The organism is Candidatus Binataceae bacterium (assembly GCA_035508495.1).
Lineage (GTDB): Bacteria > Desulfobacterota > Binatia > Binatales > Binataceae > JASHPB01.
The window spans coordinates 62,421-87,029 of record DATJMX010000068.1 but is presented as its reverse complement, the minus strand read 5'-3'; the positions used below and the strand labels follow the sequence as shown (position 1 = coordinate 87,029).

General features: G+C 61.8%; 23 protein-coding genes. 10 read left to right on the top strand and 13 right to left on the bottom strand.

The window, feature by feature from the left end:
• Window positions 1-8: 8 nt before the first annotated feature.
• The 3 genes from VMA09_20310 to VMA09_20300 all read right to left on the bottom strand — a co-directional run bounded on the left by VMA09_20310 (window position 9) and on the right by VMA09_20300 (window position 2,174).
• Complete coding sequence (locus tag VMA09_20310) at window positions 9-548, bottom strand: hypothetical protein (GenBank protein ID HUA35966.1); 540 nt, start codon at window positions 546-548, stop codon at window positions 9-11.
• A 68-nt stretch (window positions 549-616) separates the two neighbouring features.
• Window positions 617-1,615 (bottom strand): methyltransferase, encoded by a 999-nt coding sequence (locus VMA09_20305; GenBank protein ID HUA35965.1) that lies wholly within the window; start codon window positions 1,613-1,615, stop codon window positions 617-619.
• Window positions 1,616-1,634: 19 nt separating this feature from the next.
• Window positions 1,635-2,174: a CAP domain-containing protein gene (locus VMA09_20300; GenBank protein ID HUA35964.1), complete on the bottom strand. Its 540-nt coding sequence runs from the start codon at window positions 2,172-2,174 to the stop codon at window positions 1,635-1,637.
• A gap of 264 nt (window positions 2,175-2,438) precedes the next feature.
• Between VMA09_20300 and VMA09_20295 the strand changes: the two genes are divergently transcribed.
• A complete protein-coding gene (locus VMA09_20295) occupies window positions 2,439-4,631 on the top strand; it encodes a DUF255 domain-containing protein (protein ID HUA35963.1) in 2,193 nt (730 codons plus the stop codon).
• Between the two features lie 160 nt (window positions 4,632-4,791).
• Here VMA09_20295 and VMA09_20290 read toward each other — a convergent pair whose 3' ends face one another.
• The 7 genes from VMA09_20290 to VMA09_20260 all read right to left on the bottom strand — a co-directional run bounded on the left by VMA09_20290 (window position 4,792) and on the right by VMA09_20260 (window position 12,051).
• Entirely contained in the window at window positions 4,792-5,925 is a 1,134-nt protein-coding gene (locus VMA09_20290) for an ABC transporter permease (GenBank protein HUA35962.1), read from the bottom strand.
• A 7-nt stretch (window positions 5,926-5,932) separates the two neighbouring features.
• Window positions 5,933-7,066: an ABC transporter permease gene (locus VMA09_20285; protein HUA35961.1), complete on the bottom strand. Its 1,134-nt coding sequence runs from the start codon at window positions 7,064-7,066 to the stop codon at window positions 5,933-5,935.
• The gene (locus tag VMA09_20280) at window positions 7,063-8,022 is read right to left on the bottom strand and encodes an ABC transporter ATP-binding protein (GenBank protein HUA35960.1); all 960 of its coding nucleotides are present in this window, start codon (window positions 8,020-8,022) and stop codon (window positions 7,063-7,065) included. Before VMA09_20280 ends, VMA09_20285 begins: the two co-directional genes overlap by 4 nt.
• A complete protein-coding gene (locus VMA09_20275) occupies window positions 8,019-8,960 on the bottom strand; it encodes an ABC transporter ATP-binding protein (GenBank protein ID HUA35959.1) in 942 nt (313 codons plus the stop codon). The genes VMA09_20280 and VMA09_20275 overlap by 4 nt, the downstream gene beginning before the upstream one ends.
• A 4-nt stretch (window positions 8,961-8,964) precedes the next feature.
• Window positions 8,965-9,957, bottom strand: a complete 993-nt coding sequence (locus tag VMA09_20270; protein HUA35958.1) for an efflux RND transporter periplasmic adaptor subunit — start codon at window positions 9,955-9,957, stop codon at window positions 8,965-8,967.
• Entirely contained in the window at window positions 9,954-10,640 is a 687-nt protein-coding gene (locus tag VMA09_20265; GenBank protein HUA35957.1) for a TetR family transcriptional regulator, read from the bottom strand. The genes VMA09_20270 and VMA09_20265 overlap by 4 nt, the downstream gene beginning before the upstream one ends.
• Window positions 10,641-10,773: 133 nt before the next feature.
• Window positions 10,774-12,051, bottom strand: coding sequence for a hypothetical protein (locus tag VMA09_20260; GenBank protein ID HUA35956.1), 1,278 nt, complete (start codon window positions 12,049-12,051; stop codon window positions 10,774-10,776).
• Between the two features lie 626 nt (window positions 12,052-12,677).
• On the opposite strand from VMA09_20260, the gene VMA09_20255 reads away from it, so the two are divergent.
• From VMA09_20255 to VMA09_20235, 5 genes are all read left to right on the top strand, one after another.
• Window positions 12,678-13,256, top strand: coding sequence for a helix-turn-helix domain-containing protein (locus tag VMA09_20255; GenBank protein HUA35955.1), 579 nt, complete (start codon window positions 12,678-12,680; stop codon window positions 13,254-13,256).
• Between the two features lie 36 nt (window positions 13,257-13,292).
• A complete protein-coding gene (locus VMA09_20250; GenBank protein HUA35954.1) occupies window positions 13,293-13,922 on the top strand; it encodes an HAD-IA family hydrolase in 630 nt (209 codons plus the stop codon).
• A gap of 241 nt (window positions 13,923-14,163) precedes the next feature.
• On the top strand, window positions 14,164-14,928 hold the full coding sequence (locus tag VMA09_20245; protein HUA35953.1) for a FecR family protein: 765 nt from the start codon (window positions 14,164-14,166) through the stop codon (window positions 14,926-14,928).
• 12 nt (window positions 14,929-14,940) lie between these two features.
• The gene (locus tag VMA09_20240; GenBank protein HUA35952.1) at window positions 14,941-15,714 is read left to right on the top strand and encodes a hypothetical protein; all 774 of its coding nucleotides are present in this window, start codon (window positions 14,941-14,943) and stop codon (window positions 15,712-15,714) included.
• A 45-nt stretch (window positions 15,715-15,759) separates the two neighbouring features.
• On the top strand, window positions 15,760-19,554 hold the full coding sequence (locus tag VMA09_20235) for an SBBP repeat-containing protein (protein HUA35951.1): 3,795 nt from the start codon (window positions 15,760-15,762) through the stop codon (window positions 19,552-19,554).
• Window positions 19,555-19,563: 9 nt separating this feature from the next.
• On the opposite strand, the gene VMA09_20230 is transcribed toward VMA09_20235, so the two are convergent.
• The 3 genes from VMA09_20230 to rsmD all read right to left on the bottom strand — a co-directional run bounded on the left by VMA09_20230 (window position 19,564) and on the right by rsmD (window position 21,971).
• Window positions 19,564-20,763, bottom strand: a complete 1,200-nt coding sequence (locus VMA09_20230; protein HUA35950.1) for a pyridoxal phosphate-dependent aminotransferase — start codon at window positions 20,761-20,763, stop codon at window positions 19,564-19,566.
• A gap of 106 nt (window positions 20,764-20,869) precedes the next feature.
• Window positions 20,870-21,382 (bottom strand): pantetheine-phosphate adenylyltransferase, encoded by a 513-nt coding sequence (gene coaD / locus VMA09_20225; protein HUA35949.1) that lies wholly within the window; start codon window positions 21,380-21,382, stop codon window positions 20,870-20,872.
• Window positions 21,383-21,389: 7 nt separating this feature from the next.
• Window positions 21,390-21,971: a 16S rRNA (guanine(966)-N(2))-methyltransferase RsmD gene (rsmD, locus tag VMA09_20220; GenBank protein ID HUA35948.1), complete on the bottom strand. Its 582-nt coding sequence runs from the start codon at window positions 21,969-21,971 to the stop codon at window positions 21,390-21,392.
• Window positions 21,972-22,164: 193 nt separating this feature from the next.
• Between rsmD and VMA09_20215 the strand changes: the two genes are divergently transcribed.
• Genes VMA09_20215 through nuoK form a run of 4 tightly spaced genes read left to right on the top strand, consistent with a single transcriptional unit; the run spans window position 22,165 to window position 24,605 of the window.
• The gene (locus tag VMA09_20215) at window positions 22,165-22,665 is read left to right on the top strand and encodes an NAD(P)H-dependent oxidoreductase subunit E (protein ID HUA35947.1); all 501 of its coding nucleotides are present in this window, start codon (window positions 22,165-22,167) and stop codon (window positions 22,663-22,665) included.
• Window positions 22,655-23,770 carry a complex I subunit 1 family protein gene (locus tag VMA09_20210; protein ID HUA35946.1) on the top strand — a complete coding sequence of 372 codons (1,116 nt, stop codon included), beginning with the start codon at window positions 22,655-22,657 and terminating at the stop codon, window positions 23,768-23,770. The genes VMA09_20215 and VMA09_20210 overlap by 11 nt, the downstream gene beginning before the upstream one ends.
• The gene (locus VMA09_20205; protein HUA35945.1) at window positions 23,767-24,306 is read left to right on the top strand and encodes an NADH-quinone oxidoreductase subunit J; all 540 of its coding nucleotides are present in this window, start codon (window positions 23,767-23,769) and stop codon (window positions 24,304-24,306) included. The genes VMA09_20210 and VMA09_20205 overlap by 4 nt, the downstream gene beginning before the upstream one ends.
• Window positions 24,303-24,605, top strand: coding sequence for an NADH-quinone oxidoreductase subunit NuoK (gene nuoK / locus VMA09_20200; GenBank protein HUA35944.1), 303 nt, complete (start codon window positions 24,303-24,305; stop codon window positions 24,603-24,605). Before VMA09_20205 ends, nuoK begins: the two co-directional genes overlap by 4 nt.
• Window positions 24,606-24,609 lie beyond the last annotated feature (4 nt).

Genomic DNA, 24,609 nt, shown 5'->3' with positions numbered 1-24,609 from the left:
ATGCGATCTTACTTTGAAATCTTGAAGCAGGGCAGCTTCGGCACCATCACGTAGTCGTAGTTGCGCTGGCGCCATTGGAACGATCCCTGCGCCGCGCCGAACGCGCTCGTCATGCTCTCGAAGACTTGGCTGTCTGCGGGAGTCTTCACGTCAGACGGCGCGTATGCGAGGAACATCGACTCGCCGCCGGCCTTGAGCGAATCGGTGAGCGGCGGATCAAAACGAAGCCGCGCGATCTCGGGCTTCGCTTCCCATCCGTCCTGCGGCGCGGACCTGGTCGGCGAGATCATCCACTCGGGCGTGACTGCGTGCAGGATTCGCCATTGGCGCGACTCGATCGTACCGTCCTTGTCCTGGCGAATCTCCTCGATGCCGGGCGTGTCGTGCGTTAACTCCTCGCATCGCTCACGCTGCTCGTCGGCGCCCTCGGGGCCGAACTCGTCGGGCTTGCCCTGCAACTTTGAAACGCTGCCGCCCGCCGCCATGCCTGCGACTTCGACGACCTGCGGCGCCATCCCCAAGAGCGCGCCCGCGGCGCATCCCGCCATCGTTGACGCCAGCCCCGCCAAAAACAGCTTCGCCGAAAGGAGCTTCAGAGTGCGCGTGAGAGATCGAGTCACAGTTTGCGTGCGATGATGATTGATGAAGTAAACGGCGGACTCGGCAGCCTTTCGCGCCGGATATCGACGAAGCCCACCCCTCTCAGCCATCCCGCCACTTCCTCGAACGAATAGTCGCGCCCGCGCGTGGTCAGCATCAAGTAGAGCGAGAAGACCGCACCGGCGCGCGGCTCGGTCAGCTCAGCGTTCATGATGTGATCTTTGATCACAACAAGTCCACCACTGCCCAGCGCGCGGAAGCATTTTTCCATCAGCCGTGCGTTGGTCGATGCGTCCTCGCTGTGAATGATGTTCGACATGAAAAGCGCGCCGACCGGGCCCGGCAGCTCGTCGCGCAGGTAATCGACTTCGCGCAAGTCGATGCGGCTCATCACGAGCGGCTCGCGCTCGGCCAGGATTCGCCGCGCGACATCGAGCGTGGCCGGCAAATCGTAAATCGCCGCGCGCAGCCGGGGCGAGTGCCTGAGCAGCGCGGCGATGTAAGTGCCGGGACCGCCACCGACGTCGGCGATCGTATCGATGCCGTTGAGATCGAGATGCGACGCCACCCATTCGGCGTCGCCGCGGGCGCGCGTCAGGCTGTCCATCGCGCCGATAAAACGCTCGGTCTCGTCGCGCCGCGATTGATACATGTCAGGCACGCGCGCCGGCAGACCGTTTCGGATCGTCTCTTCGAGGTTCGCCCAGGTCGCAAAGAGCGCCTCATCGAACAGGATCATGGCGCCGAGGTATTCGGCTGACGAGCTCACCAGGTAGCGGCGCGACGATTCGGTGAGCTCGTAGCGTCCCTGCGTTTTCGCGAGGAGTCCCAACGCGACGATCGCGTTCGACAGCATCTCAGTCGCGCGCTCGTCGCAGCGCAGCGCACGTGCAATCGCAGCCGCGTCGAGCGGCTCGCGCGCCAGCAGATCGAAAATCCCAAGCTTGACCGCGACCTGGATCGCGCGCGCTTCGGCGTGACCGCCTGCAAGTCCCGCAAGATCGGCGAAATTCATGGCGGTTCAGCCCCGCCGCTCAGCGGATGAAGTCCTGCGTCACGTAGATACTGCCGTCGGCTGCGCGCGCCACGCCAATTCCCGTGTCAGTGAATTCGCGCGAGAGCATCGTGGCGCGATGCTCGGCGCTGGCGAGCCATCGCTCGACCGCATGCGACGGCATCGTCTCGTCCTCGCGATAGTCGCCCATGTAGATATTCTCGCCGAGAGCATCATAGCTGATTCCGGCGCCGCGCACGCGTTCAGCCGGACCGACGCCGTCGGGGCTCGTATGGTCGAGGTAGCGGCGCATTGCCATGTCGTAGCTGTGCCCGCGCGCGATGATCGCGAGCTTGGCCGAAAGCCGCAGCTCCTTGAGCCCGGCGCGAATGCGCTGCGCGTTAACCAGCCTTAGAATTTGAGATTCCTGGTCGGATAGCGCCGCCATTTTCTCGGCCGATGGCGGCGAGGAACCAAGCAGGTAAAGACGCGCGACCGCCGTAGCCACCAGCGACAACGCGAGTAATCCCAATCCTGCCTTGACGGCGCGCCTGCGCCGGACCACTCTTGGAGTCGGCATCCGGATCACTTTGGCTGGACCGCGACTGCCTTTTGGCGGTTGACGGCGAGTTGCTGATGATCCGCTCATAACGGGAACTCGAGGGCGGTGTCGCGGGTTTCCGGATCGGGAGTATCAGGAGTGCATCGAGCGGCAACCCGGACGATCGCAGGACATGCTGATCGTTCCGCCTTGAAGTTTTGGTATCGCGCCACTTCATGGAAGTCAACGCGAAGGATTCTTGCCTTACTGACGGCGATCTGCGCGCTGCTCGCGAGCGGCCAGATGCGCGCATGGGCGCGGGGCAAATCGTCGACGCTGCCTGCGGGCGCGCTGCGAGATTCGACCAGTCTTTACCTGCGCGAGGCGGCCGACAGCCCAATCAGGTGGCAGCCCTGGGGCGAGCAATCGTTCGAGCTTGCGCGCACGCTCAATCGTCCTGTGCTTATCGACGTCGGCGCGGTGTGGTGCCACTGGTGCCACGTCATGGACCAGACGACGTATGCCGATCCTGACGTCATCAAGTTGATCAACGAGAAGTACGTTCCAATCAAAGTCGATACCGACCAGCGTCCCGACATCGACGGCTACTACCAGACCGCTGCGGCGCATCTCACCGGCGCCAGCGGATGGCCCCTGACCTGCATCACCACCTCGGACGGTGCGCTCATGTACGCGACCGGTTATCTGCCGGCGCATCCGAATGCCGCTCGCAGCGAGGACAGCGAAAGCTCTGCGATGGTGCCGCTCTTGACGCGTATCGCGGACATTTACGCGCAGGAGCAGCCGCAGCTCGAGAAACAGGCCAACGCGCTCGCGGTCAAGCTCCGCTACGACGCCGCGAACGCCGAGTCCACCTCGGGAGGATGGGAGGATCTTCGCAGCAAGCTCCTCGCGCAGCTGAAGGGCGAGTACGACTCGCGCCACGGCGGCTTCGGCACCAGTGAAGGCCCGCGATTTTACGACTTTCCCGCGATTCGGCTCGCGCTCGCGAGCGGCTTTTACGGGCATCCGGAGTTCACTGCGATCGCGCTCGACAGCCTGAAGAAGATTGCCGCGGGCGGGGTGTTCGATCAGTTGGGCGGCGGGTTCCATCGCTATTCGACCGATCCCGAATGGAGCGTGCCGCACTTCGAGAAGCTCGGCTACGACCAGGCGATGGCGCTGAACGCCTATGCCGACGCGTACGAGCAGAGTCACGACGAGGAATTCGCGCGCGTGCTACGGATGCTCGTGCAGTACGTCAACAGCAACCTGCTCGATCGAACGCATAGCGCGTTCTACTCGCATCAGGATGCCGACGCGTTCAAAGGCGACGACGGCAGCTACTACACGTGGACTGTCGCCGAGATGAGGAAGGCGCTCGATCGTCAGGAGGCTGATGCGGCGTTTGCGCTATTCGGGGTGGACAACGCGCCGGCGCATACCGGGGACGGGCGCATCATTCTGCGCCGCGCGCTGACGATCGATCAGCTCGCGGCGCAGCTCAAAATTTCGCCCGACAAGGCCGCGCAGCTCGCCGACTCCGCGACCGCTCATCTGCTCGCGACGCGCGAGACCCGCCGAACACCGCCCGTCGACCGCGCGATACTGACCGATCGCAACGCGCTGATGGCGATCGGCTACATGAACGCCGCCGCGGCCCTCGGCGACAAGTCGCTGCGCGACACCGCGCTGGCCGATCTCGACTTCCTGCTCGATCACGCCCAGGCGAGCGACGGCAGCTACTACCACGAATGGTCAAACGGCAGGGCGAACGTGCAAGGCCTCGTCTCTGATCAGGCTTTCATGCTGGCGGCGCTGGTCGAGGCGAGCCAGGCCTCGACCAACCCGCGATACCTGCGAAGCGCGGAACGCCTCGCGACGCAGATCGACTCTGTCTTTCGCGCGTCGGGCTCAGGACTGCTCGTCAATCGCGATCCGGCCGAGCGCGGCACCGTGCTCGCCAGCATGATCGAGGATCGCAGCGTGTTGTTCGACATGCCGATGCCGTCGGTGCAGGCGGTGGCGGCGATCGCGATGCGTAAACTCGGAGTCATCGATCGCAACGACGCCTTTACGAAGAAGGGCGATAATCTTCTCAACACTGCATCCGCGATGGCGGCGGCGTCGGCCGGCACCGCGCTCGGCACGCTCGGACTCGCGCTCGAACAGCGCGAACACGGCGACGCGCTCATCGCCGTGCTCGGCGAGACAACTGACACTCGAAGCGACGCGCTGTGGCAGGCCGCACTCGCGACCTATCGGCCCGGCAAGATCGTGATTCGTCTCGACGCCGCGCAAGCCAAGTCCGGACGGCTCCCGACTCAGGCCTGGACAGCATTCGCAGAGAGCCCCGCAGCCAAAGGCTCGGCACTCGCGTTCGTATGTAGCGCGAACGACTGCGCGCATCCGGCCAGCAGCGGCTCCGAGCTCGCCGAACTGATCAAGAGCTACGGCGTGGAATCGTCGAGCTCGGCCGTCGCTTCGACGCACTGAGATTTTCGATTTTGTCATCCCGAGCGTAAAAATTCCGTCATCGCGAGCGAAGTCGAGGGATCTTGGAGGCCCCCCAAAGGGGCCGGTGCCAGACGTCGCGCGAAGCGCCTTCCTTTGTTTATCGGTGCGGCTATTCGTCTCGCCACAAACCGCCGCAAGGCTAATCGAGGGTCTTGTGGAAACGCGCGGTTGCGATTGCGAGCGTCGCGGCCGTGAGGATCGTCATCGCCGCTAGTTGCGGCCATAGCTCGACGAGCCCGGAGCCCTTTAGAAACGTGCTGCGGATCACGATTAGGAAATAGCGCAGCGGATCGATCAGGGTAAATTTCTGCAGGGCCTCGGGCATGCTCGAGATCGGATAGCCGAATCCCGAGAGCATGATCGTCGGCATGATGTAGAAAAAGCCCGACGCGAAGGCCTGCTGCTGCGTCGAGCAGATCGTCGAGATCACGAGTCCCACGCCGAGCGAGCTGGCAACGAAGAGCGTGGCGCCGAGCGCCAGGATCAGCAGATGCCCGCGGAACGGCACCTGGAACCACAGGATGGCGACCGCGGTCGCCATCGAGACGTTGGCGAGACCGACGATCAAGGTTGGCAGCGTCTTGCCGAGAATCAGCTCGACCGGCCGAATCGGCGTGACCATCAGTTGTTCGAGCGTGCCGACCTCGCGCTCGCGCACCACGGCGAAGGCCGTCAGCACGATCACGCTCGTCATCACGATCGTTCCGATAACGCCGGGCACGAAAAACCATCGACCTTCGAGATTCTGGTTGTACCAGGGCCGTTCGACGAGCGTGACTTTGGGCGCGAACTCCAGAAGCGCGGGCCGCAGATGACTGATGTACTGGGTTTGATAGTCAGTCGCGTAAGTATTTGCGATCTGACTGATATATCCGATCGCGATCAGCGCCGTGTTGGAATCGGTGCCGTCGAAGACCGCCTGGACCGCCGCGCCCGCTCCTTTGCGAAGCTGCTCGGAGAAGCCAGGATGAATCTGAATCACGAGCGTCGCCTGGCGGTAGTCGATGACGTGCGAAATCTCCGATTCGCTATGCAACACGCGGCTGATATAGAAGCGGTTGCTGGCTTCGATGTGCGAGATCAGGTCGCGGCTCTCGTAGCTATGGTCCTGATCGAGAATCGCGGTTGAGACGTGATTGACGTCGTAGGTGGCGGCGTAGCCGAAGACCAGGATCTGCAAAAGCGGCGGTGCCAGCAGCGCGATCCGCGCGTGCGGATCGCGAAACAGGTGGATGAATTCCTTTATCAGCAACTGCCGCAGACGTTCGATCATGAATCTCTCACGCCAGTGACTTCTTGAAGGATCGAGTCGAAATCGTGATTACGATGAGCGCGTAAATCGTCAGCGCGAGCGCGGGCGCCGCCAGCGCGGCAAGGCCGGTGCCCTTCAGAAACACGCTCTTCAGGATCACGATGAAATAGCGCGCCGCGACGAGAAACGTCACGGGCCGCACTCCCGCCGGCATCTGCTCGATCGGAAAGGTGAAGCCCGACAGCAGCATCGAGGGCATGAAGCCCGCGAGCAATCCGATCTGACTCGCGGCCAGTTGGTTGCGCGTGACGACCGAAATCCAGAAGCCGAGACCCTGGATCACGATCAAGTAGATACCGGCGCCGACGAACAGCACCGCGATCGAGCCGCGGAACGGCACGCCGAACCAGGTCACGGCGATAATCGCGCACACGGCGGTGTCGAAGAGCCCGATCGCAAAGTAAGGGACGAGCTTGCCGACGATGATCTCGAGCGCTGTCACCGGCGTCGAGATGAGCTGCTCCATCGTGCCGCGCTCCCATTCGCGCGCGATCGTCAGCGAAGTGAGCAGGGTGCCGATCACGGCCATCACCAAGGCGGCGACTCCGGGCACGATGAAGTTTTTGCTCTCGAGATCCTCGTTGAACCAGGTGCGCTGCTGCACCGTGATTGCCGGTGGGATTGGCGGCACCTGGTTCTGCTCGAAGTACTCTTCCTGTTTGGCCTGCGCGTAGCCGGCGACGACCGCCTGCGCGTAGCCGATCGCGATCTGCGCGGTGTTTTGATCGGTGCCGTCGACGATTGCCTGCACTTCGGAGGGGCGGCCGTCGGCGAGCGTCTGCGAAAAATCGTGCGGGATCACGATGCCGAGCTGGCACTGACCGCCGTCGATGGCGCGCTCAAGGCTCGCGTAATCATTCACCGACCCGACGACGTCGAAGTATTGCGAATATTGAAAACGCTTCAGCAGATCCTGGCTCGCCTGGCTCCCTTCGCGATCATAAACGAGGACGCGCAGATGCTTGATGTCGAGGTTGACGCCGTATCCGAGCACCGTCATAAGCATCAGCGGCATCAGCAAAACGATCATGAGGCTGCGCGAGTCGCGGCTGATTTGCAGCGTTTCCTTGCGCACGATCGCAAACAGCCGCGTGAAGTTCATGGCGCTGCCTCTTCGGCCGACGGCTCGGGCGAACCCGTCGTGAGTGCGACGAACGCATCTTCGAGACTCGGCCGGATCGGACTCAAAGCGCCGACGACCACGCCCGTGGACTCGAGCGCCGCGCGGATACGATCGAGCGGCGCGCCCTTTTCCACGACCAGGTGTATCGCGTTGCCGAACACCGCCGCATCGCGGACGTCCTCGACCCGGCGGGCCGCTTCCAAAGCCGTACCAAGCGCCTCGGTCTCGAGCAGCAACAGGTCGCCCTGGATCGCATCGAGCTTGAGCTCGGTCGGCGTGCCGAGCGCGACCAGGCGGCCGCGAAAGATTAGCGCGAGGCGGTTACAATACTCGGCTTCGTCCATGTAATGCGTGGTCACGAAAATCGTGACGCCTGCTTCGCTCATCTGCTGAATCAACTCCCAGAAGAGCCGCCGTGACAGCGGGTCAACCCCGGAGGTCGGTTCATCGAGAAACACGATCGGCGGGCGATGCAGCACGGCGCAGCCGAGCGCGAGGCGCTGCTTCCATCCGCCAGAGAGCGAGGCGGTGACGGTATGCTCGCGGCCGCGCAACCCCGCCATCCCGAGCGCCCAGTCGATTCGTTCCTTCTGCAGCGCACCCGTCACGCTGTACATCCCGGCGTAAAAACGCAGGTTCTCGAGCACGGTCAGATCGCCATAGAGCGAGAATTTCTGCGACATGTATCCGATATTGCGCCGCACGTCCTCGGGCGATTTCACGACGTCGAATCCGGCGACACTCGCGCGGCCTTCAGTCGGATGCAGCAGGCCGCAGAGGATTCGGATCGTCGTCGATTTGCCCGAACCGTTGGGACCGAGAAAGCCGAAGACCTCGCCGCGCCGCGTGGTGAACGACACGTGATCGACGGCGGTGAACGTGCCGAAGCGCTTCACGAGGTTTTCGACCTCGACCGAGTTGCCGTTGTCGTTCATGCGGCGGCGGGCTGTTCCTCGCGCACGGCTTCGACGAACAGGTCCTCGATCGTTGGCGTGATCGGCGTGATCTCATGATACGGAATGCCGCGCGCTTCGATCGTCGCGCGCAACTCGGGTGTGCGGCGCGCGCCGTCATCGACAAAGACGTGGACGGCGTCGCCGACCAGCACCACGTCGCGCACGCCCGGCGTATGCGCGAGCGCGTTGCGGATCTGGCGCGGGTCGGGCGCGACGATTGAGAGCACCGCGCCCGGCACCATCGTCTTGAGCTTCGGCGGGGTGTCGCAGAACAGAATCCGCCCGCGATGCATCAGTGCGATTCGATGGCATCGCTCGGCTTCGTCGAGATACGCAGTCGAGTTGACGACCGTGACGCCGCTGCCGACGAGGGCGTAGAGCATCCCCCAGAACTCGCGGCGCGAAACCGGATCCACACCGTTGGTCGGCTCGTCGAGCAGCAGCACGCGCGGGCGATGTATCAGCGCGCAGACGAGGCCGAGCTTCTGCTTCATCCCGCCCGAAAGCTTGCCTGCGAGGCGGCTGCGAAACTCGCTCATGCCGCATGCGCGCAGCAGTTCCGCCGATCGCTCCTCGCGCTCGCGGCGCGCGACGCCGAACAGGTCGGCGTAAAATCGGATGTTCTCGTCAACGGTGAGATCTTCGTAAAGGCCGAAGCGCTGCGGCATGTAGCTGATGAAGCGCTTGACGCTTTCGGGATCGCGCATCGCGTCGCATCCCGCGACCGATACCTCGCCGCTGTCGCCCGGCAGCACGCCCGCCAGGATACGCATCGTCGTGGTCTTGCCGGCGCCGTCGGGGCCGACCAGTCCGAAGATCTCGCCGCGCGTGACGCTGAAGTTGAGGCCATCGATCGCGCGCACGCCAGGGAATTCCTTGACCAGCCCGCGCACCGAGACTTCGAGGTGATCATCCATGCGATTACCGGCTGTTGCCCATCTGCAGCGGCGCTCCGAGCTGGATCGCCGCGTCGGCGGGCATCCCGGGCTTGAGCTCGTGGTTGGGATTTTCGACGTCGATCTTGATCCGATAAACGAGCGTGACGCGTTCCTTGTGAGTCTCGACGCTCTTGGGCGTGAACTCCGCATCCGACGCGATGAAGGTCACGTGTCCCTGGTAGCGCTTGCCGGGATAGGTATCAGTCGTGATCGTCGCGCCCTGGCCCCAGCGGATTCGCCCGAGATCAGTCTCGCTGACATAGGCGCGCAGCCAAATGTGGTCGAGGTCCGCCATCGTCACAACGGGCGTGCCGGGCAGCATCACCTCGCCGAGCTCGGCCTGACGCGTCAGGATCACGCCCGAGAACGGCGCCGTCAGCGTCGTGTAGCCGAGATCGATCTGGGCGAGCTTGAGATTCTCATTGGCGGTGTGAATCTGGGCCTGCGCGACGGCGATATCGCGTTCCGCCGAGCGCGCCATCGCCTGGTCGCGCCGCACTATTGCCCGCGCCATCTTGAAGGTGGTCTCGCTCTTGTCGCGATCGTCGCTGGAGATCACGCGTTCGTCGAAGAGCCGCTGATTGCGGTTGTAATCAATTTGTTGTTGCGCGAAGTCGGCTTGATCGCTCACGACTGTCGCATTGGCGGCCTCGAGCTTCTGCTGGGCCGAATCGAGCTGCCGTTGTGCCATCGCAAGCTGCGCCTCGTCGATCGCGACCTGCTGGCTATAGTCGGAATTGTCGAGCTGCGCGAGCAGCGTGCCTTTTTTGACCCATTGGCCTTCGTCGAACGGCAGCTCGGTCACGCGCGATTGCACGGCTTTGAAGCTCACGACACTTTCGTGCGCCTCGATATTTCCCGACAGAGTCAGGGTGTTCTCCGGGCCTACTCCCATAAATAGCAGCGGATTGAATGCCCAGGCGGCCGCGGCAACTGCGACCACGATAACGGCCGCGATGGCGATTCGCTTCTTCATGGCGACTTACTCAAGGTTGTATTTGCAGCTTTGGAACGTGACGCCCGCGATGTGCCGTTAACTCGGTGTGAATTTATCGCCGCGTGGGGCTTGTCCGCGAGGCGGCGGCCGAGCCAGCCCAGAAATTGGCGGCGCTGGCGCCTGAACTTCGGATCCGTAGGCTCGAGCCCGGTCAGCAGATGAATCATCTGCCGGAACGCGAGCGGGAAAACCGAGCACGCGATGAACGAGATCAGAAGATGGCGCGGATCGACGTCGGCTGGAATGAAGCCCTGGCGCTGCGCCTGGCTGAACTTTTCGATGCCCTTGAGAAACAGCGCCCGCCGCTCGTCCTGCGCGACCAGGCGCGCATCGCCCGTAGGCTCGAGCGCCTCCCACTGCAACATCCTGACGAAGTCGATGTCGGCGGTGCTGTGGTCGAAGATATGCAGCAACGCTTCTTCGATATTGTTGGGCAGCGCGTCGAGGAAGTGGGTGCGCGCCGTGAGCTTGCTCGAAAGGACGATACGGTAGAGCTCGCGCTTGGAGCCGAAGCAGTAGTACAGCATCTGCTTGTTGACGCGGGCGCGGCGCGCGATCGCATCGACGCGCGCGCCGGCGAGGCCCTTGGCGGCAAACTCGGATGCGGCGGCGGCGAGAATTTTCTCGCGCGTCCGTTCCAGGTCCCGCCGCTGCTGCGCCATCGTCAATCGCTCCCGATGATAACTAACTAGTTAGTTAATTCTTTGACGTGCGTGGAGTTCGAGTCAAGCACGTTAGCGCCGGTCTCGAAGAAAAGGCACGGCGCACCTCGTAAAGGTGCGCCGCGCCTTTGGATTAGTGGATCCTGCCGCCGAGAAACGTAAAGTCGCCGTCCTCGGTTACGGCGAGGCTGCCGCCGAACATCGGCGTCATGAAGCCGTAGCTGAGCGCGGCCGTGGTGAAGCTAACCGGATGACGCCGGCCCGCGTCCGCGACGTAGAAGACGTTGCTGCCTTCGTCGTCGGTCACGCCGACCATCACCTGCCCAGTCGTGGTCAAGCCCGGATCGCCCAGGTACTCGATCCTGGTGCCGAAGCCGGTGCCGTGTCCTTCGCGCAGGACCAATGACGTGCGGCCGCCATGGATGAGGAACAGCGTCCGCTTGCCGTTGGTGACGCCGGCCGCGGCGACCACGCCGTCCGACGTGAGGCCGGGCCGTCCGCTCGAAATGTAGGTCAGGCGACCGAACGGCGTATGCGCGCCGGTGCCGATAAGCTGCGTGACGTTTCCGTTCTGCCACAGGTAGAGCGAATCGCCGTTTGTAGTATGCGCCGAGAATGCGACGATCGGTCCGCCCGGCGTTGAGGCTACCGCCGGAATACTGAAGTCGGCCGTGTAGTAGCCGCCGTCCGGGGTGCGGTCGCCTTCGCTGGCGACCTCGTGAATGGCACCGGTCTCGTCGGTAACCATCAGCGCGAGGCGGCGCTGCGCGGGATCGAAGAAACCGCTGTCGATGTGGCCCATGAACGCGATCTCGCCGCTGGCCGTCATCATCGCGCTGCCGAAGCGGAACTCGCGAATCGAGTCGCCCTCGACGGTCGGGGTGCCGATGCGCGTCTGGCAAGTAAGCTCGCCATCGGAGTAGCGAAATAGAGTGTCCTTGCCGCTTACGTCAGGAGCGATGAAGGCGATTTTGCCCGCGTCGCCGGCGACCGGATAAGGATCGAGGATAAACTTCGGTGTGCATCCCGGAGACTGCGCCGCCGCGTCGATCGCAAATGCGAGCCGCTTGCCGGCGGGCGCTTCGAGATCGGCGCGCATGATCTTCCATTGCGGCTTCTCATGCGGCCTGGTCACTTCAGCGCCGAACACGATAAGGCCGTCGTTCGAGATTACCGGAACGCCGAGGTCGCTAATCACGCCGCCGCCCGGCGCCCGCTGTCCGAGTTTCGCGACTGGAATTGCGGAGCCGCTCGGCGAGCTGGCATAGAGGACCGAAGTGAGGTCCTGTCCGACGCCGACCTCATTGAGACCGCCGAGTTTGAACGACACCGCGCTCGCGCGCGTTACAAGGGAGAGAAGGATCGCGGCCGCGATCCCAAGCTTGAGTGCGTAGCCCCCGCGACTAATCATCTGAACTCCTAACGTTTCCGCGGGCCGGGTCATATCGCGATGTCCTGAACTGAGGCCGCCGGTATCGCGATATCGAAGTTCCCTGCGGAACGGAAAAACTCGCCTAGGAAAGCAACAGCGATGCCATCGCTTCGATTACAAAAAATTCAGCGTTTGCAATGATGCTTAATTTTGGTCAATTCGAACTATTCGCAGTACGCGGATGGCATAGAAGGGCGTTGCGCTGCACGCATCAGAATTGCTGCGCAACCAAAATCAGCAACTCGCTGGCGCACAAGGGCTAGAGTTGTTTCGACAACGTGTCAGCATTGATTTTTCGATAAGTTGCGTTCGTCGCATTTTGACAAGGGTTGCGATTTGCAACCGCAAAAGTTGCTGTCCGGCAAAGACAGACTGGAAGCCGCCGCAACCACGCCAGTGTCCCAACCTGGGTCACTGGCCGGTCTGATCGGTCGAATCCAGCTCAACTCGCGATGCTTTTTCAGGTGCAGATGAACGAAGAACAGGCGGCGAGTCACTTAACCATGCTTCGAGCCGCGCGAGGAAGTGGCTAAAGATGACTCTGTAGTCAGTTATAGCCATTTCGCCGTTTACGAAAAATCCACCGTAGCCGAGCCGGACTGGCGGTGCCGGTTTCAAAGTGCAACGATATAAATACGGCCGGGCGGCCGGGGACGAGCCGCCTGCGCCGGGGGAAATACACCTGGATGCGCTGGGACTCGGTTCGCGACCTCAACTGTTCTGTGGCGCGCACGCTTTCGATCGTGGGCGAGCGCTGGACGATGCTCATCTTGCGCGATGCGTTCCTGGGGCATCGGCGCTTCGATGAATTTCAGCGCGGCACCGGAATCGCCCGCAACATCCTGAGCTCGCGACTGCGCCAGCTCGTCGCCAACGGAATTTTCGAGCGTGGCCCGGGCGAGGGCGACGGCGCTCGCGTTGAGTATCGGCTCACCCGCAAGGGACTCGACCTCTACCCGGTGCTGGTTTCGATGCTCAAGTGGGGCGACACGTGGCTCGCCGACGAGAGCGGTCCGCCACTGACGCTCGTTCATCGCGTATGCGGCGCGAAGACGGCGCCGAAGATGGTGTGCTCCGAATGCGGAGCGAATATCGCCGCACGCGACATGGTTGCGATTCCGCGACGCCCCGCCCATCAAACGCGGCGTCCCGCGCGCAACGCGCATCGCGGTCATTCGCACTAGCCTCGCCGCCGCGCGCCGCGCACAATACCTGACTTCATGATTGAGCTGGTGATTTTCGACGCCGACGGTGTCCTTTTCGATTCGAGCGAATCGAACATCGCGTACTACAACGCGATCTTCGACGCGATCGGCGAGGCACCGCTCTCACCCGCCGAGGAAATCGCATCGTACTCATACGCCACGTCGACAGTGTTCGCCGAGCGCGCGCAGGGCGACCACGATCGTATCGCGCGGATGGTCGAGGCGGCGCGCGTGCTCGACAACGATCCGTTTCTGAAGATGCTGCGGCCGCCGCTCGAGCTGCGCCCGTTCATGACGGAGCTCAAGAAGGAATATCGCCTCGCACTCGCGACGAATCGATCGGGAACCGTGCCGGCGCTGATCGAGCATCTGAAGCTCGAGGGAATCTTCGACGCGGTCGCGAGCGCCCGGGACAGGGTGCGGCCCAAGCCCGCTCCCGACATTCTGAACTTGTGCCTCGAGCGCGCGGGCGCAAGCGCATCGCGCGCCGTTTACGTCGGCGACAGCACAATCGATCTCGAAGCCGCGCGCGAAGCGGGTGTGCATTTCATCGCCGTAGGTCCGCGAATCACTCATGACCATCGCGTCGAAACGATCATCGACCTTCCCGCCCGCTTGTCCGCGTTGATTGCGTCTTTGTTGTAGCGAAAGCGCCCGCGTCTCGGCGCTAAACGAATTTTCCGCGAAAAACTGGCTGAGCGCCCTGCAAGTCATGGCATGATACCGCCAACTCAAGGCGGGTATGGACAAATTTATGCTATTCCAAATAATTCTAGCTTAAATCGAATAAATTACTGTTATACCTTGCATTTAGTGGACGAATGATCTAGACAAAATCCGTACCGCAATTTGTCGCTCGGGGGGCTGGCAACAGATGCGCGTGCGCTTGTTTCGCTCTAGTACGGTCTTCGCGCTGGTAATCGCCTGGATTTGGCCCGGCGTCGCAGCCGCGCAGCAGGTCGTCGGAAATATCTCGGAGCTTAGTGGTTCGGTCGAGCTGCAACGCGGCACGACTCGGCAACCCGCGACTCTCGGCTCCGCAATCGATCTACATGATCAGCTGACTACTGGCCCGAACTCCTCGGCCACGGTCAGGCTCGTCGATCAATCGACGATAAGGCTGAGCGACTCGACCTCGATGACGTTCGACGAGAACGTCGTGTCGGGCGCTGCACGACAACGAACCGTGCTGCGGCTAATCACGGGCGCGATCAGTTCGCTGGTCACGCCGTCGCCGGCCGGCGCATTCGAAGTGCATACGCCGAACGCGGTCGCCGCCGTTCGCGGTACCGACTTCGACACAACGTATATCGAAGGCTCCGCGCGGCCAGGCTTCGGCGGATGCCAGCGCTACACCGACATCAAGGTTCGTGAAGGGGTCGTCGAGGTCAGCAATCAGGCCAACCCCGGTGAAACGGTTGAGATCGACGCCGGCTATGAAACGACCGTTCCATGCCTGTTGCCGCCGCTGAACGCAGGTCCGCTCGGGATCGCCGGTGCAGTAGGTCCCGGCGCTCATGGTGGCGGAAGAACGGGCTCGGCGGGCGGCGCCGCGGGAGGGGCCGCCGCCGCAGCAGTCGGTTTCGCTGCGCCGCCTCCCGGAACGGGCAGCGCACCGGCGCCCGCAGCGGTACCGCCGGTCGTTCAATAGGGGGATTACGTAATGCCGACTGGGTTCAGAACTGTAAAGCTCGTCAGAACCGTTGGCCTGCTGATAGCCGCCTTGGTGCTGGGTGTTCCAGGTATTTCTCGCGCCCAGTTCCACGATCTCTACCCCGGGTTCTTTCAAGTTGCACAACCCGGCGTTCTCGATGCGATCGTATTTGGCGGCGGCTTCGGCAGCCAGGACTACGGATCGATCCAGGAAGGATTCCAGCTCCAACAGAGCATTACGCCATATATCGGACTCGTCGGCCGCGCGACTGGATATCAACTCTGGGTCGGCGACGATTATAATAATCCGCTCGCGCCCAATACCTTCCAGCATAAGCAGCGCCTTAATTTCGGACGATTCCAGGGCGGGCTCGAATTCGCGCTTTATCCCGGCACGACGCTCTACGTATTAGGTGGCGCCGACTCGGGCGACAGCGATGCGACGACGATCGAAGGCGACTGGTCGAGTTGGCTATTCACGCACACTCATCATCCGCTGAATTTCTCATTCAGCGCGAATCATAACTATGAAAACCAGGTAACCAGCTCCGAAATAGATTTGCGGATGGTCACATTTTCGACCGAAAGATATCTCGGAACGATCGGCGCGGGTGGCGCGGTCTACCAGGGCGGGCTAATCAGCAGCGCGGGCGGGCAGGGCGGCCCGGACCTCGGAATCTACCTGCGCAAATGGGCGTTAGGCGTTGATATCCAGGGCGGGTACGGAACCGCAGGCGGTTTCGGCCAGCTCAGTTTCATCAAGCAATGGGATTTCGTCGAGTAGTTTCGACCCGGATAGATTTTCAAAAGCAAAGCGGGGGCAGGGCGCGTGGCACATCGAATCAGCCGTTCGTCATCGAAGGTTGGCATCGCAGCGGGCACGGTTGGCGCGGCGCTCGCGCTGTCGATGGTGTTCGTCATATCCAGATCCGCGCGCAGGGTTGCCCCATCCAGTCTCAAACCGAGTCATGCGCAGGCCGTCGTTTCTCATCCCGATTTGCGCGCACTCGCAGGCAGGCATCTGCGACAAATCAGCGGCGATATTCAGCATCTGCCGCTGGCGTTTGAACCCGGCGAGGGCCTTTCGAGCAACGCTCAATCGTTCGTGGCGCGCGCGGCCGGACTGGACATTAAAATTCTGCCGGCCGAAGTAGCTATATCAATTGGAAAAACATCTCGACTGCGATCGAGCCTCAATATCAAGTTCCTCGGCGCCAGTCCCGCACCGTACCTGACCGCGAGCGAGAGACTTCCAGGAATTATCAATTATTACCTCGGCAGCAATCCGAACCATTGGCGGACGCGAGTTCCCACCTTCGCGCGCCTTGTCACCAAATCCGTTTATCCCGGCATCGACGCAGTCTATTACGGCACCCGGCAGCAGTTGGAATATGATTTGAATATCGCATCCGGCCGCGACGCCGGCGCTGTCCGTCTGTCAATTGAAGGAGCAGATAAAGTAGCGCTCGAGCACGACGGCGACCTCGCGATCGTGCTGCATCAGGAACGAATCTACCTGCGCAAGCCATTCATCTATCAAAATATCAATGGGACGCGAAAACCTGTTGCCGGGCGATACGTATTGCTTTCCCAAGCGTCGGCAGCAGATGGGACGCGCATTGGCATCCGCGCCGGCGCTTACGATCGCAAACATCCACTGGTAGTCGATCCGGTCCTCTCTTACTCGACGTATCTCGGTGGAGCGGGCGCGGATATCGCTCGAGGGGTTGCGCTCGACGGCAGTAATAATAACTACATCACCGGTACGACGTGCTCGACCAATTTCCCTACCGCGGCGGCTGCGCAGCCAACCGCAGGCGGCGACTGCGACGCTTTCGTTACCGAAATCAATTCAACCGGAACGACGATTCTCTATTCCACGTATCTGGGCGGCTCCTCGCTCGACGGCGGCGACGCTATCGCAGTCGATAGCAGTGGCGCGGCATATATCACCGGGCAAACCGCTTCCAGCGACTTTCCTGTCACGGTTGGGCAAGAGTTCGGCGGATTGGCGAATGCGTTCGTGACCAAGCTCAAGCCTAATGGCGGGCTCTCGTATGCCCGGTACCTCGGCGGCACTGACGTTGACATTGGACTTGGGATCGCGCTCGCGCAGGGATGCGCGTCGAATTGCAACGCCTATGTTGCGGGCCGTACCAACGCGGCCGACTTCCCGACGACGGCCGGCGCTTTTCAGACGTCGGCGCCGGCGGCGATCAGCGGTTTCGTCACGCAAGTCAGCAGCGACGGAACCAGCCTTGTCTATTCGACCTACCTTGGCGGGCCCGCAAACCCGCCGCCGGGTAATTTTTCGAGTCAATATGCAAGCGCGATCGCGGTCGATGGATCCGGCAATGCTTACGTCGGGGGCGCCACGATCTCCACCGCCTTCCCCGTCACCGAGGGAGCGGCGCAGACGACGATCGGTGGCGCTTATGATTGCTTCGCTGCGAAGTTGAATCCTGCCGCAACCGCGCCGCTCGTATATTCAACGTATATCGGCGGACACGGTAACGAAGGATGCACCGGAATCGCGATCGTGCCGAATTGTCAATCCAACTGTCCCGCGTGGATAACCGGCTTCACCTCGTCGTTTGATTACCCTCCCAGCGGAACAGCGCCGCCCTTTAGTCATCAAGGCGGCGTCGAAAATGGCGTTCTGACAGAAATCAGTCCCGACGGTTCGTCATTCGTTTACTCGACATATCTGGGCGGTTACTACAACGAAGCTCTGGGAGTTGCGGTTGATAGTAACTCGAATGCATACGTAACGGGATTCACTGCCAGTTCCAACTTTACTACCGTTAATCCGATCCAGGGCGCGGCGGCGGCAAATGGAATTCTGTTGACGAGCACCAACGGATTCAGCACCTTTGCTCAATCCTCGTTGCCGTCGTCGGCGGGCTCAGTCTACACGATGATCAGCGGCGGCGGCGCTCTTTATGCTGGCACCACGCGCAATGGACTCTTCACGAGCACCAACGGTGGCACTAGCTTCAGCCCCACCTCGCTAAGCAACGGGTTCGTCTCAGCCCTCGCGTTCGACTCAAGCTCCAACACGCTCTACGCCAGCGCCGGAGTTTCAGCCGGGCTAATTGCGAGCACCGACGGCGGCACAACTTTTGGTTCGAACCTGCTGACGACACCGGCGAAGGTACAGGTATTGTCGATTCTAGTCGTTCCGAACGATGACGGACCCTCGACAATCCTGGCGGGCACCAACGGCGGCGTGTATTCGAGTTTCGACGGCGGCGCGACCTTTGGCAATACGCCGCAGATTCCATCTTCCAGCGTATTCAGCCTGGTGTACGATCCAAATGATGTTTCGACGGTCTATGCCGGCACCAACGAAGGTTTGTTCCGCAGCACCGATGGCGGCAATACCTTCGCCTCATACTTTCTGACGTTCAGCGACATAGTAGCGCTGGCCGCGGACCCGACCACCACTCCAACCACTATCTACATCGCAACATCGAGTAATGATCTCGGCGTATTCACCACTGACTTCGAGAATTTCTTCCATATATTCGAGAATAACGAAAATTTCTATTCGCTCGCGATCGATACGACCACTGAGATACCAACTGCATATACGGCATCAGGGATTGGCGATGTTTACGTCAGCACCAATCGAGGCACCAGCTTCGCGGCGACCAATCTGGCTAATCAGGCGGGTGCGATGACGATGGTGGCTGCGACGCCGTCGGGCCTCTTCGCCGGCGAATTTCTCGATGACGATGCTTTTCTTACTATTGCGAACTCCGCGGGAACCGCGTTTACATTTTCGACTTTCTTGCAGGGTGCCAGTGATGACCTGGCCTACGGAGTGGCGGTCGATCCCCCCGGCACGACGACCCACCTCGTTGGCAAGACAGCATCGACCGATTTTCCGGTGGCGCCGAATCCGGGCGCCGTGCAAACGGCGCTGGCCGGCAATAGCGACGCATTTCTCTCGGTGTACGGACCAGCGATGTCGCAGGGTGGCCAGGTGCCGCCGCCGCCGCCTCCACCCCAGGTCCAAGGCAAGGCTGGCGGCACCGTTGGCGCAGGCTCACTAACAGTCAACAACACGAGCGGCGCCCCGATGCTGACGCCGTCGGTCACAATCGCGTTCAACAACGCCGACTTGTTCACGTCAGCGACATTGACCGCGACCGTTGGCACTTCCAATCAGACCGCGACGGTCGTCCCAAATAACAGCTCGACCTTCACTTTCAATCCGCCGGTGAACGTGCCGCTCGGGCAAAGTGTGTCGTACAGCCTGGAGGTGACAATTACGCCAACCCCACAGATCACGCGGCGCGAGCGGCCAATCGCATACGCCTCGATTCTGCCGCTCGGCAGTTCGCGCGGGTTCGCGGTGGCGGCCGCGGTGGTCACGCTCCTGGGAGTCTGCGCATACCTGCTCGGGATCACGCGAGCGAATCGAATGATGCTCATGCTCGCCCTCCTGTTACTCGCGATGACGGCGGAGGTGGGCTGCGACACCGGTTCGATCGGCTCGCCCAGCGGCCCGCAATTCTCGACGCAGACCGCGACGGACGTGGCAGCCCATAATCAAGCCGGCGGGCCGCTAACTGTGGGCGGCCTGCCCGTGGTGCTCTCGAATATCACGGTGCAGTAAGGAAGGCGCCTACTTCATCAACTTGCCGACGGCGGCTTCGAGGCGATCGAAAGCCTTGTTCAGGTTCGCGACCGATGTCGCGTACGACATTCGCACGTGATTGGGCGCGCCGAAGTCATTGCCGCCTACGAGCGAGACGTGCGCTTCTTCGAGGAAGTATGCGGCCAGCGCGTCGCCGTCATTGATTTGCTTGCCGTTGAAGGTCGAGCCCATCAGCTCTGACACGTTGGGGAACGCGTAGAACGCGCCCTGCGGAACGTTCGGCAGCCTGAAGCCGGGGATGCGCCGGACGCGCTCGACGACGAGATCCCGCCGCTCGTGGAATGCCTTCAGCATCGGCTTGAGCTCGTCCTGCGGACCGGTGAGCGCTTCGATCGCTGCGACCTGCGCGATCGAGTTGGGATTGCCGCTGTTCTGGCTCTGCAGCCGATTCGCCGCGGCGATCGCTTCCTTGGGCCCGGCGGCGAAGCCGACGCGCCATCCCGTCATCGCGTAAGTCTTCGACAGCGAGTTGAACACGATACCGTGCGACTTGAGCTTCGGCTCGATCGAGAAAATGTGCGACGGAAAGCCGTCGTAGATGATGTGCTCGTAAACGTCGTCCGACATCACCCAGATGTCAGTATCGACGAGCACCTTCGCGATCGCAGTGAGCTGCTCGCTGCCGTACACTGCGCCGGTCGGATTCGACGGCGAGTTGAGCATGATGCCGCGGGTGCGCGGCGTGATCGCACGGCGCAGCGCGTCGGGCTCGAGCATGAAGCCGTTGTCTTCCGCGCACGGGACGAATATCGCTTGCGCACCCGACAGCGAGACCATCGCGGCGAAACTCACCCACGCCGGAGTCGGGATGATTACCTCGTCGCCCTCGTCGAAGAGCGCGCCGATGATGTTGGCTTCGGATTGCTTGCATCCGGCGGAGGCGAGAATCTCCGGCAGCTCATAATTGAGATTGCTGTCGCGCTTGAGCTTCAGCTGGATCGCCTTTTTGAGTGCCGCGGTGCCGCCGACGGGCGTGTATTTTGTCTGCCCTTCGGACATCGCCTTGTCCGCCGCCTTCTTGATGCGCTCGGGCGTGTCGAAGTCGGGCTCGCCCGCGGCGAGCGATACGACGTCGATTCCCGCGAGCTTCATCTCGGTCGCGCGCGCATCGGCGGCGAGCGTGGCTGAGGGTTTGATAGCGGCGATTCTGCGATTCAGCTTGAGCATCTTCGGCTTCCGAGCAAGTTGGGATTGAACGCGCGGCATCGCCGCGCGCTCGCGATTGTATCGCTGCGAGAAGTTTGAACAAACCGCGCGGAGACGGGCGACGCGACTAATTGAGCTTGAGCTTCTGCCGCAGCCGTTCCATCACGAGGTCCGGCACGAGCTCCGGCAGCTTCTTGCCGTGACTTGCGACTTCCTTGATAAGGCGCGAGGCCGAGAAGAACAGCTTCGGATTCGAAAACATGAAGATGGTCTCGATATGCGGACTCATCTGCTTGTTCATCTGCGTCATCTGCAGCTCGTAGTCGAAATCGGTGACGGCGCGCAGACTGCGGATAAGCACCTTTGCCCCGATACGCTCGGCGTAGTCGACCAGCAGCCCGCTAAATTTGTCGACCCGCGCGCGCGGCTCGAGATCGCGGATGACTTCGCGGATCATCTCGACGCGCTCGTCGGCCGTGAAGAGCGCCGCATCCTTGTGCGGATTGTAAGTGACGCCGACGATAACTTCGTCGAAGATCGCCACGCTGCGCCGGATGACGTCGAGGTGGCCGTTGTGGATCGGATCGAAGCTACCGGGGAAGACGGCGACGGTATGCTGATGTTCTTTGCCTTTGTTCACCAAACCATCATCCATGACTCGGCGCCGTTTCCGGTCGCCGGTAAAAGGCGATGCGATGATCGCCGATAATCGGAACGTTGACTTGTTCGATCCCGGCCGGCGCGGGCGGCGGTCCGGGTGCGCGGCGCGACTGTTCGACGACGACGAAAGCGCCGGGCGCGAGCAGATCCAACTCCGCCAGCGCGTCGAGAACGTCCGCGCTTATATCGTTCTTATAAGGAGCATCGACGAAGGCGAGATCGAACTGCTCGTGCGACGCTGATAGCTCCCGAAGCGCGCGATTTACATCGAGAACAAGAATTCGCGCCCGATCGCTAAGCCCAAGCGTCGCGAGGTTCGAGCGCATCACAGTGGCAGCCTCGCGTGAAGAATCAACGAATGTCACCGAGGCCGCGCCGCGCGAGAGCGACTCGATGCCGAGCGAGCCGCTGCCGGCGAAGATGTCCAGCACGCGCACGCCTTCGAAACCGAGCCGCACCGTCAGCCGCGAAAAGATCGATTCGCGCGCGCGGGCCGAGGTCGGCCGCGTCGTCAGGCCACGCGGCGCTTTGAGCCGCCGGCCGTGAGCATTTCCTGCTATGACGCGCATCGCGCTTGCATCCGCGTTCTTTCCTCTTGCGCGGCGTTTGCCGCTGATAGATAACCCGTTCTGCCCAGACCCGCAAGTTCGACCTGAGGCAAGTGTATTCGACCGTCGCGCCGGATTTGCGAATGTCTGAGTCGCATCATAAGATTCGTGAACTCACCAGCGTTTGGTGTTGAAGACATCGTAATAGTGGACCATGGCCGAAAGCCGCGAACTCAAATTCTCTGATGCGGGCCTCAACGAGTACCGCGAATTGCTGACGCACTATCCGACGCGCCAAGCCGCGCTGCTGCCGACGCTGTGGATCGCACAGCGCGAATTCGGATGGCTCAGCGAGGAGGCGCAGGCCTACGTCGCCGACCTGATGGAGCTGCCTCCCACTCATGTGCGTGCGGTGGTCTCCTTCTACACGATGTTCCATCGCAAGCCCGTCGGCCGCTACCTGCTCGACGTATGCACCAACCTGACCTGCAAGCTGCGCGGCGCCGAGCGCATCGTCGAATGTATCGCGCAGAAGCTCAAAGTTAACGTGGGCGAGACCACGCCCGATGGCAAATTCACTCTGAGTGAGGTTGAATGTCTCGCGTCGTGCGGCACTGCGCCGATGCTCCAGCTCAACCAGGACACGTTTCACGAGAACCTGACCGAGGAAAGCGTCCTCAAACTTATTGACGAGCTAGCCCGCCGTGACGGTTGAAATAGTTGCCGCAATCGTGAAGTCGGTCCTGATGATTCTCATCGGACTGCATCTGTCGATCTTCCTGCTTTATTTCGAGCGCAAGGGCAGCGCGCTGATCCAGGATCGCGTCGGTTCCAACCGCGCCTCGATCACCGGCCTCGGCAAGAAGCTCGGCATGCCCAACCTCGGCATCATCAACACCCTCATCTTCGATCCGATCAAGATGTTCACCAAGGAAGACTTCGTCCCCGATGGCGCCGACAAGTTCATCCATACGCTGGCGCCGTTTCTTGCGCTCTTCCCGGTGATGATCACGTTCGTCGTGATTCCGTTCGGCGACATCATCAATATCGGCGGTCATCAGATCGAGCTTCAGGCGGCGAGCCTCAACGCCGCGGTGCTCTACCTGCTCGCTACGATCGGAATCGGCGTGTATGGCGTCGCGCTCGCGGGATGGTCCTCGAACAATCGCTGGTCGCTGCTCGGCGGAATTCGCGCGACGGCGCAGATGATATCGTATGAACTCGCGATGGGCCTCGCGCTGATCGCGGTGATCATGACCTACGGCACGCTCGACTTGCAGGCGATCGTGCGCGGGCAGGGCGGCGTCTATTTCGGATGGCTGCCACGCTGGGGCCTGTTTACGCAGCCGCTTGCGTTCATCATCTTCCTGACTGCCGGCGTCGCGGAATCGAAACGCGTGCCGTTCGATCTCCCCGAAAGCGAGTCCGAGCTGATTCTCGGCTATTTCACCGAATATTCGGGCGGCAAGCAGGCCGTGTTCATGCTCACCGACTTCGCCGAGCAGGCCCTGGTCGCGATGCTGGTGACGACGTTCTTTCTCGGCGGATGGCAGGTGCCGTGGCTCTATCGCGACGGCTTCCACATTCCCGGTGGATTGTTTATTCACGTCCCGGCGCTCGCGGTTTCGATCCTCGGTATCGTCGCGTTTTTGGTTAAGGTCCTCGTGCTCTGTATCTTCCTCGGTCTCGTGCGCTGGACGCTGCCGCGCTTTCGCTACGACCAGTTGATGAAGCTCGGATGGAAGGCGCTCGTGCCGCTCGGGCTTTTCAACCTGCTGCTGACCGCGTTTCTGATCGTAGCCGTGGGGAGTGCGCAGTGATTTCGCTCTGGGTGTTCTTCTTCCTGGCGGCGCTGGCGATCATTTTCGCGCTCGGCGTGATTATCCAGACCAATCCCGTGCATTCGCTGTTGTCGCTGGTGATGACGCTGCTCACGCTCGCGCTCCTTTTCATCCAGCAGGACGCGGTCGTTGTCGGACTGCTGCAGATAATCGTCTACGCCGGCGCGATCATGGTCCTGTTCCTGTTCGTGATCTGGCTGCTCAACCTGCAGGCGCAGGCCGACCGCGGTCATCTGCCGCTCAAGTTTTTCGGCTCGATTGCCGCGGCTGCACTGGGCGCCGAGCTGCTGATGTTCCTGCTTCACCCGCATCTTCAGGTAAAGCACGTCGAGCTGCCTGCGGATTACGGCTCGCTCGCGTCGCTCGCGCACAAGCTGTTTACCGACTACCTGGTAGCGTTCGAGGCCACCTCGATCCTGCTGCTGGCCGCCGTCGTCGGCGCGATCGCGATCGCCCGCCGCCCGTCCGCGCCGGTTCGGGTCGAGCAGCAGATCGAACAGGGAGCCGCGCGATGATCCCGCTTACGTATTTGCTGGGCCTCAGCGCGACGCTGTTCGCCATCGGCGTATGTGGCGTGATCGTCCGCCGCAATATCCTGGTGATGCTGATGTCGATCGAAATTATGCTTAACGCGGTGAACCTTGCGTTTATCGCCCTTGCGCATCGGCTCGCCTCGATGGACGGACAGGTCATCGTGTTCTTCGTGATGACCGTGGCGGCGGCGGAATCCGCGGTCGGCCTCGGCCTAATCATCTCGATCTTCCGCAACCGCGATACGGTGCAGGCGGACGAGCTCACGATGCTGAGATGGTGAACGA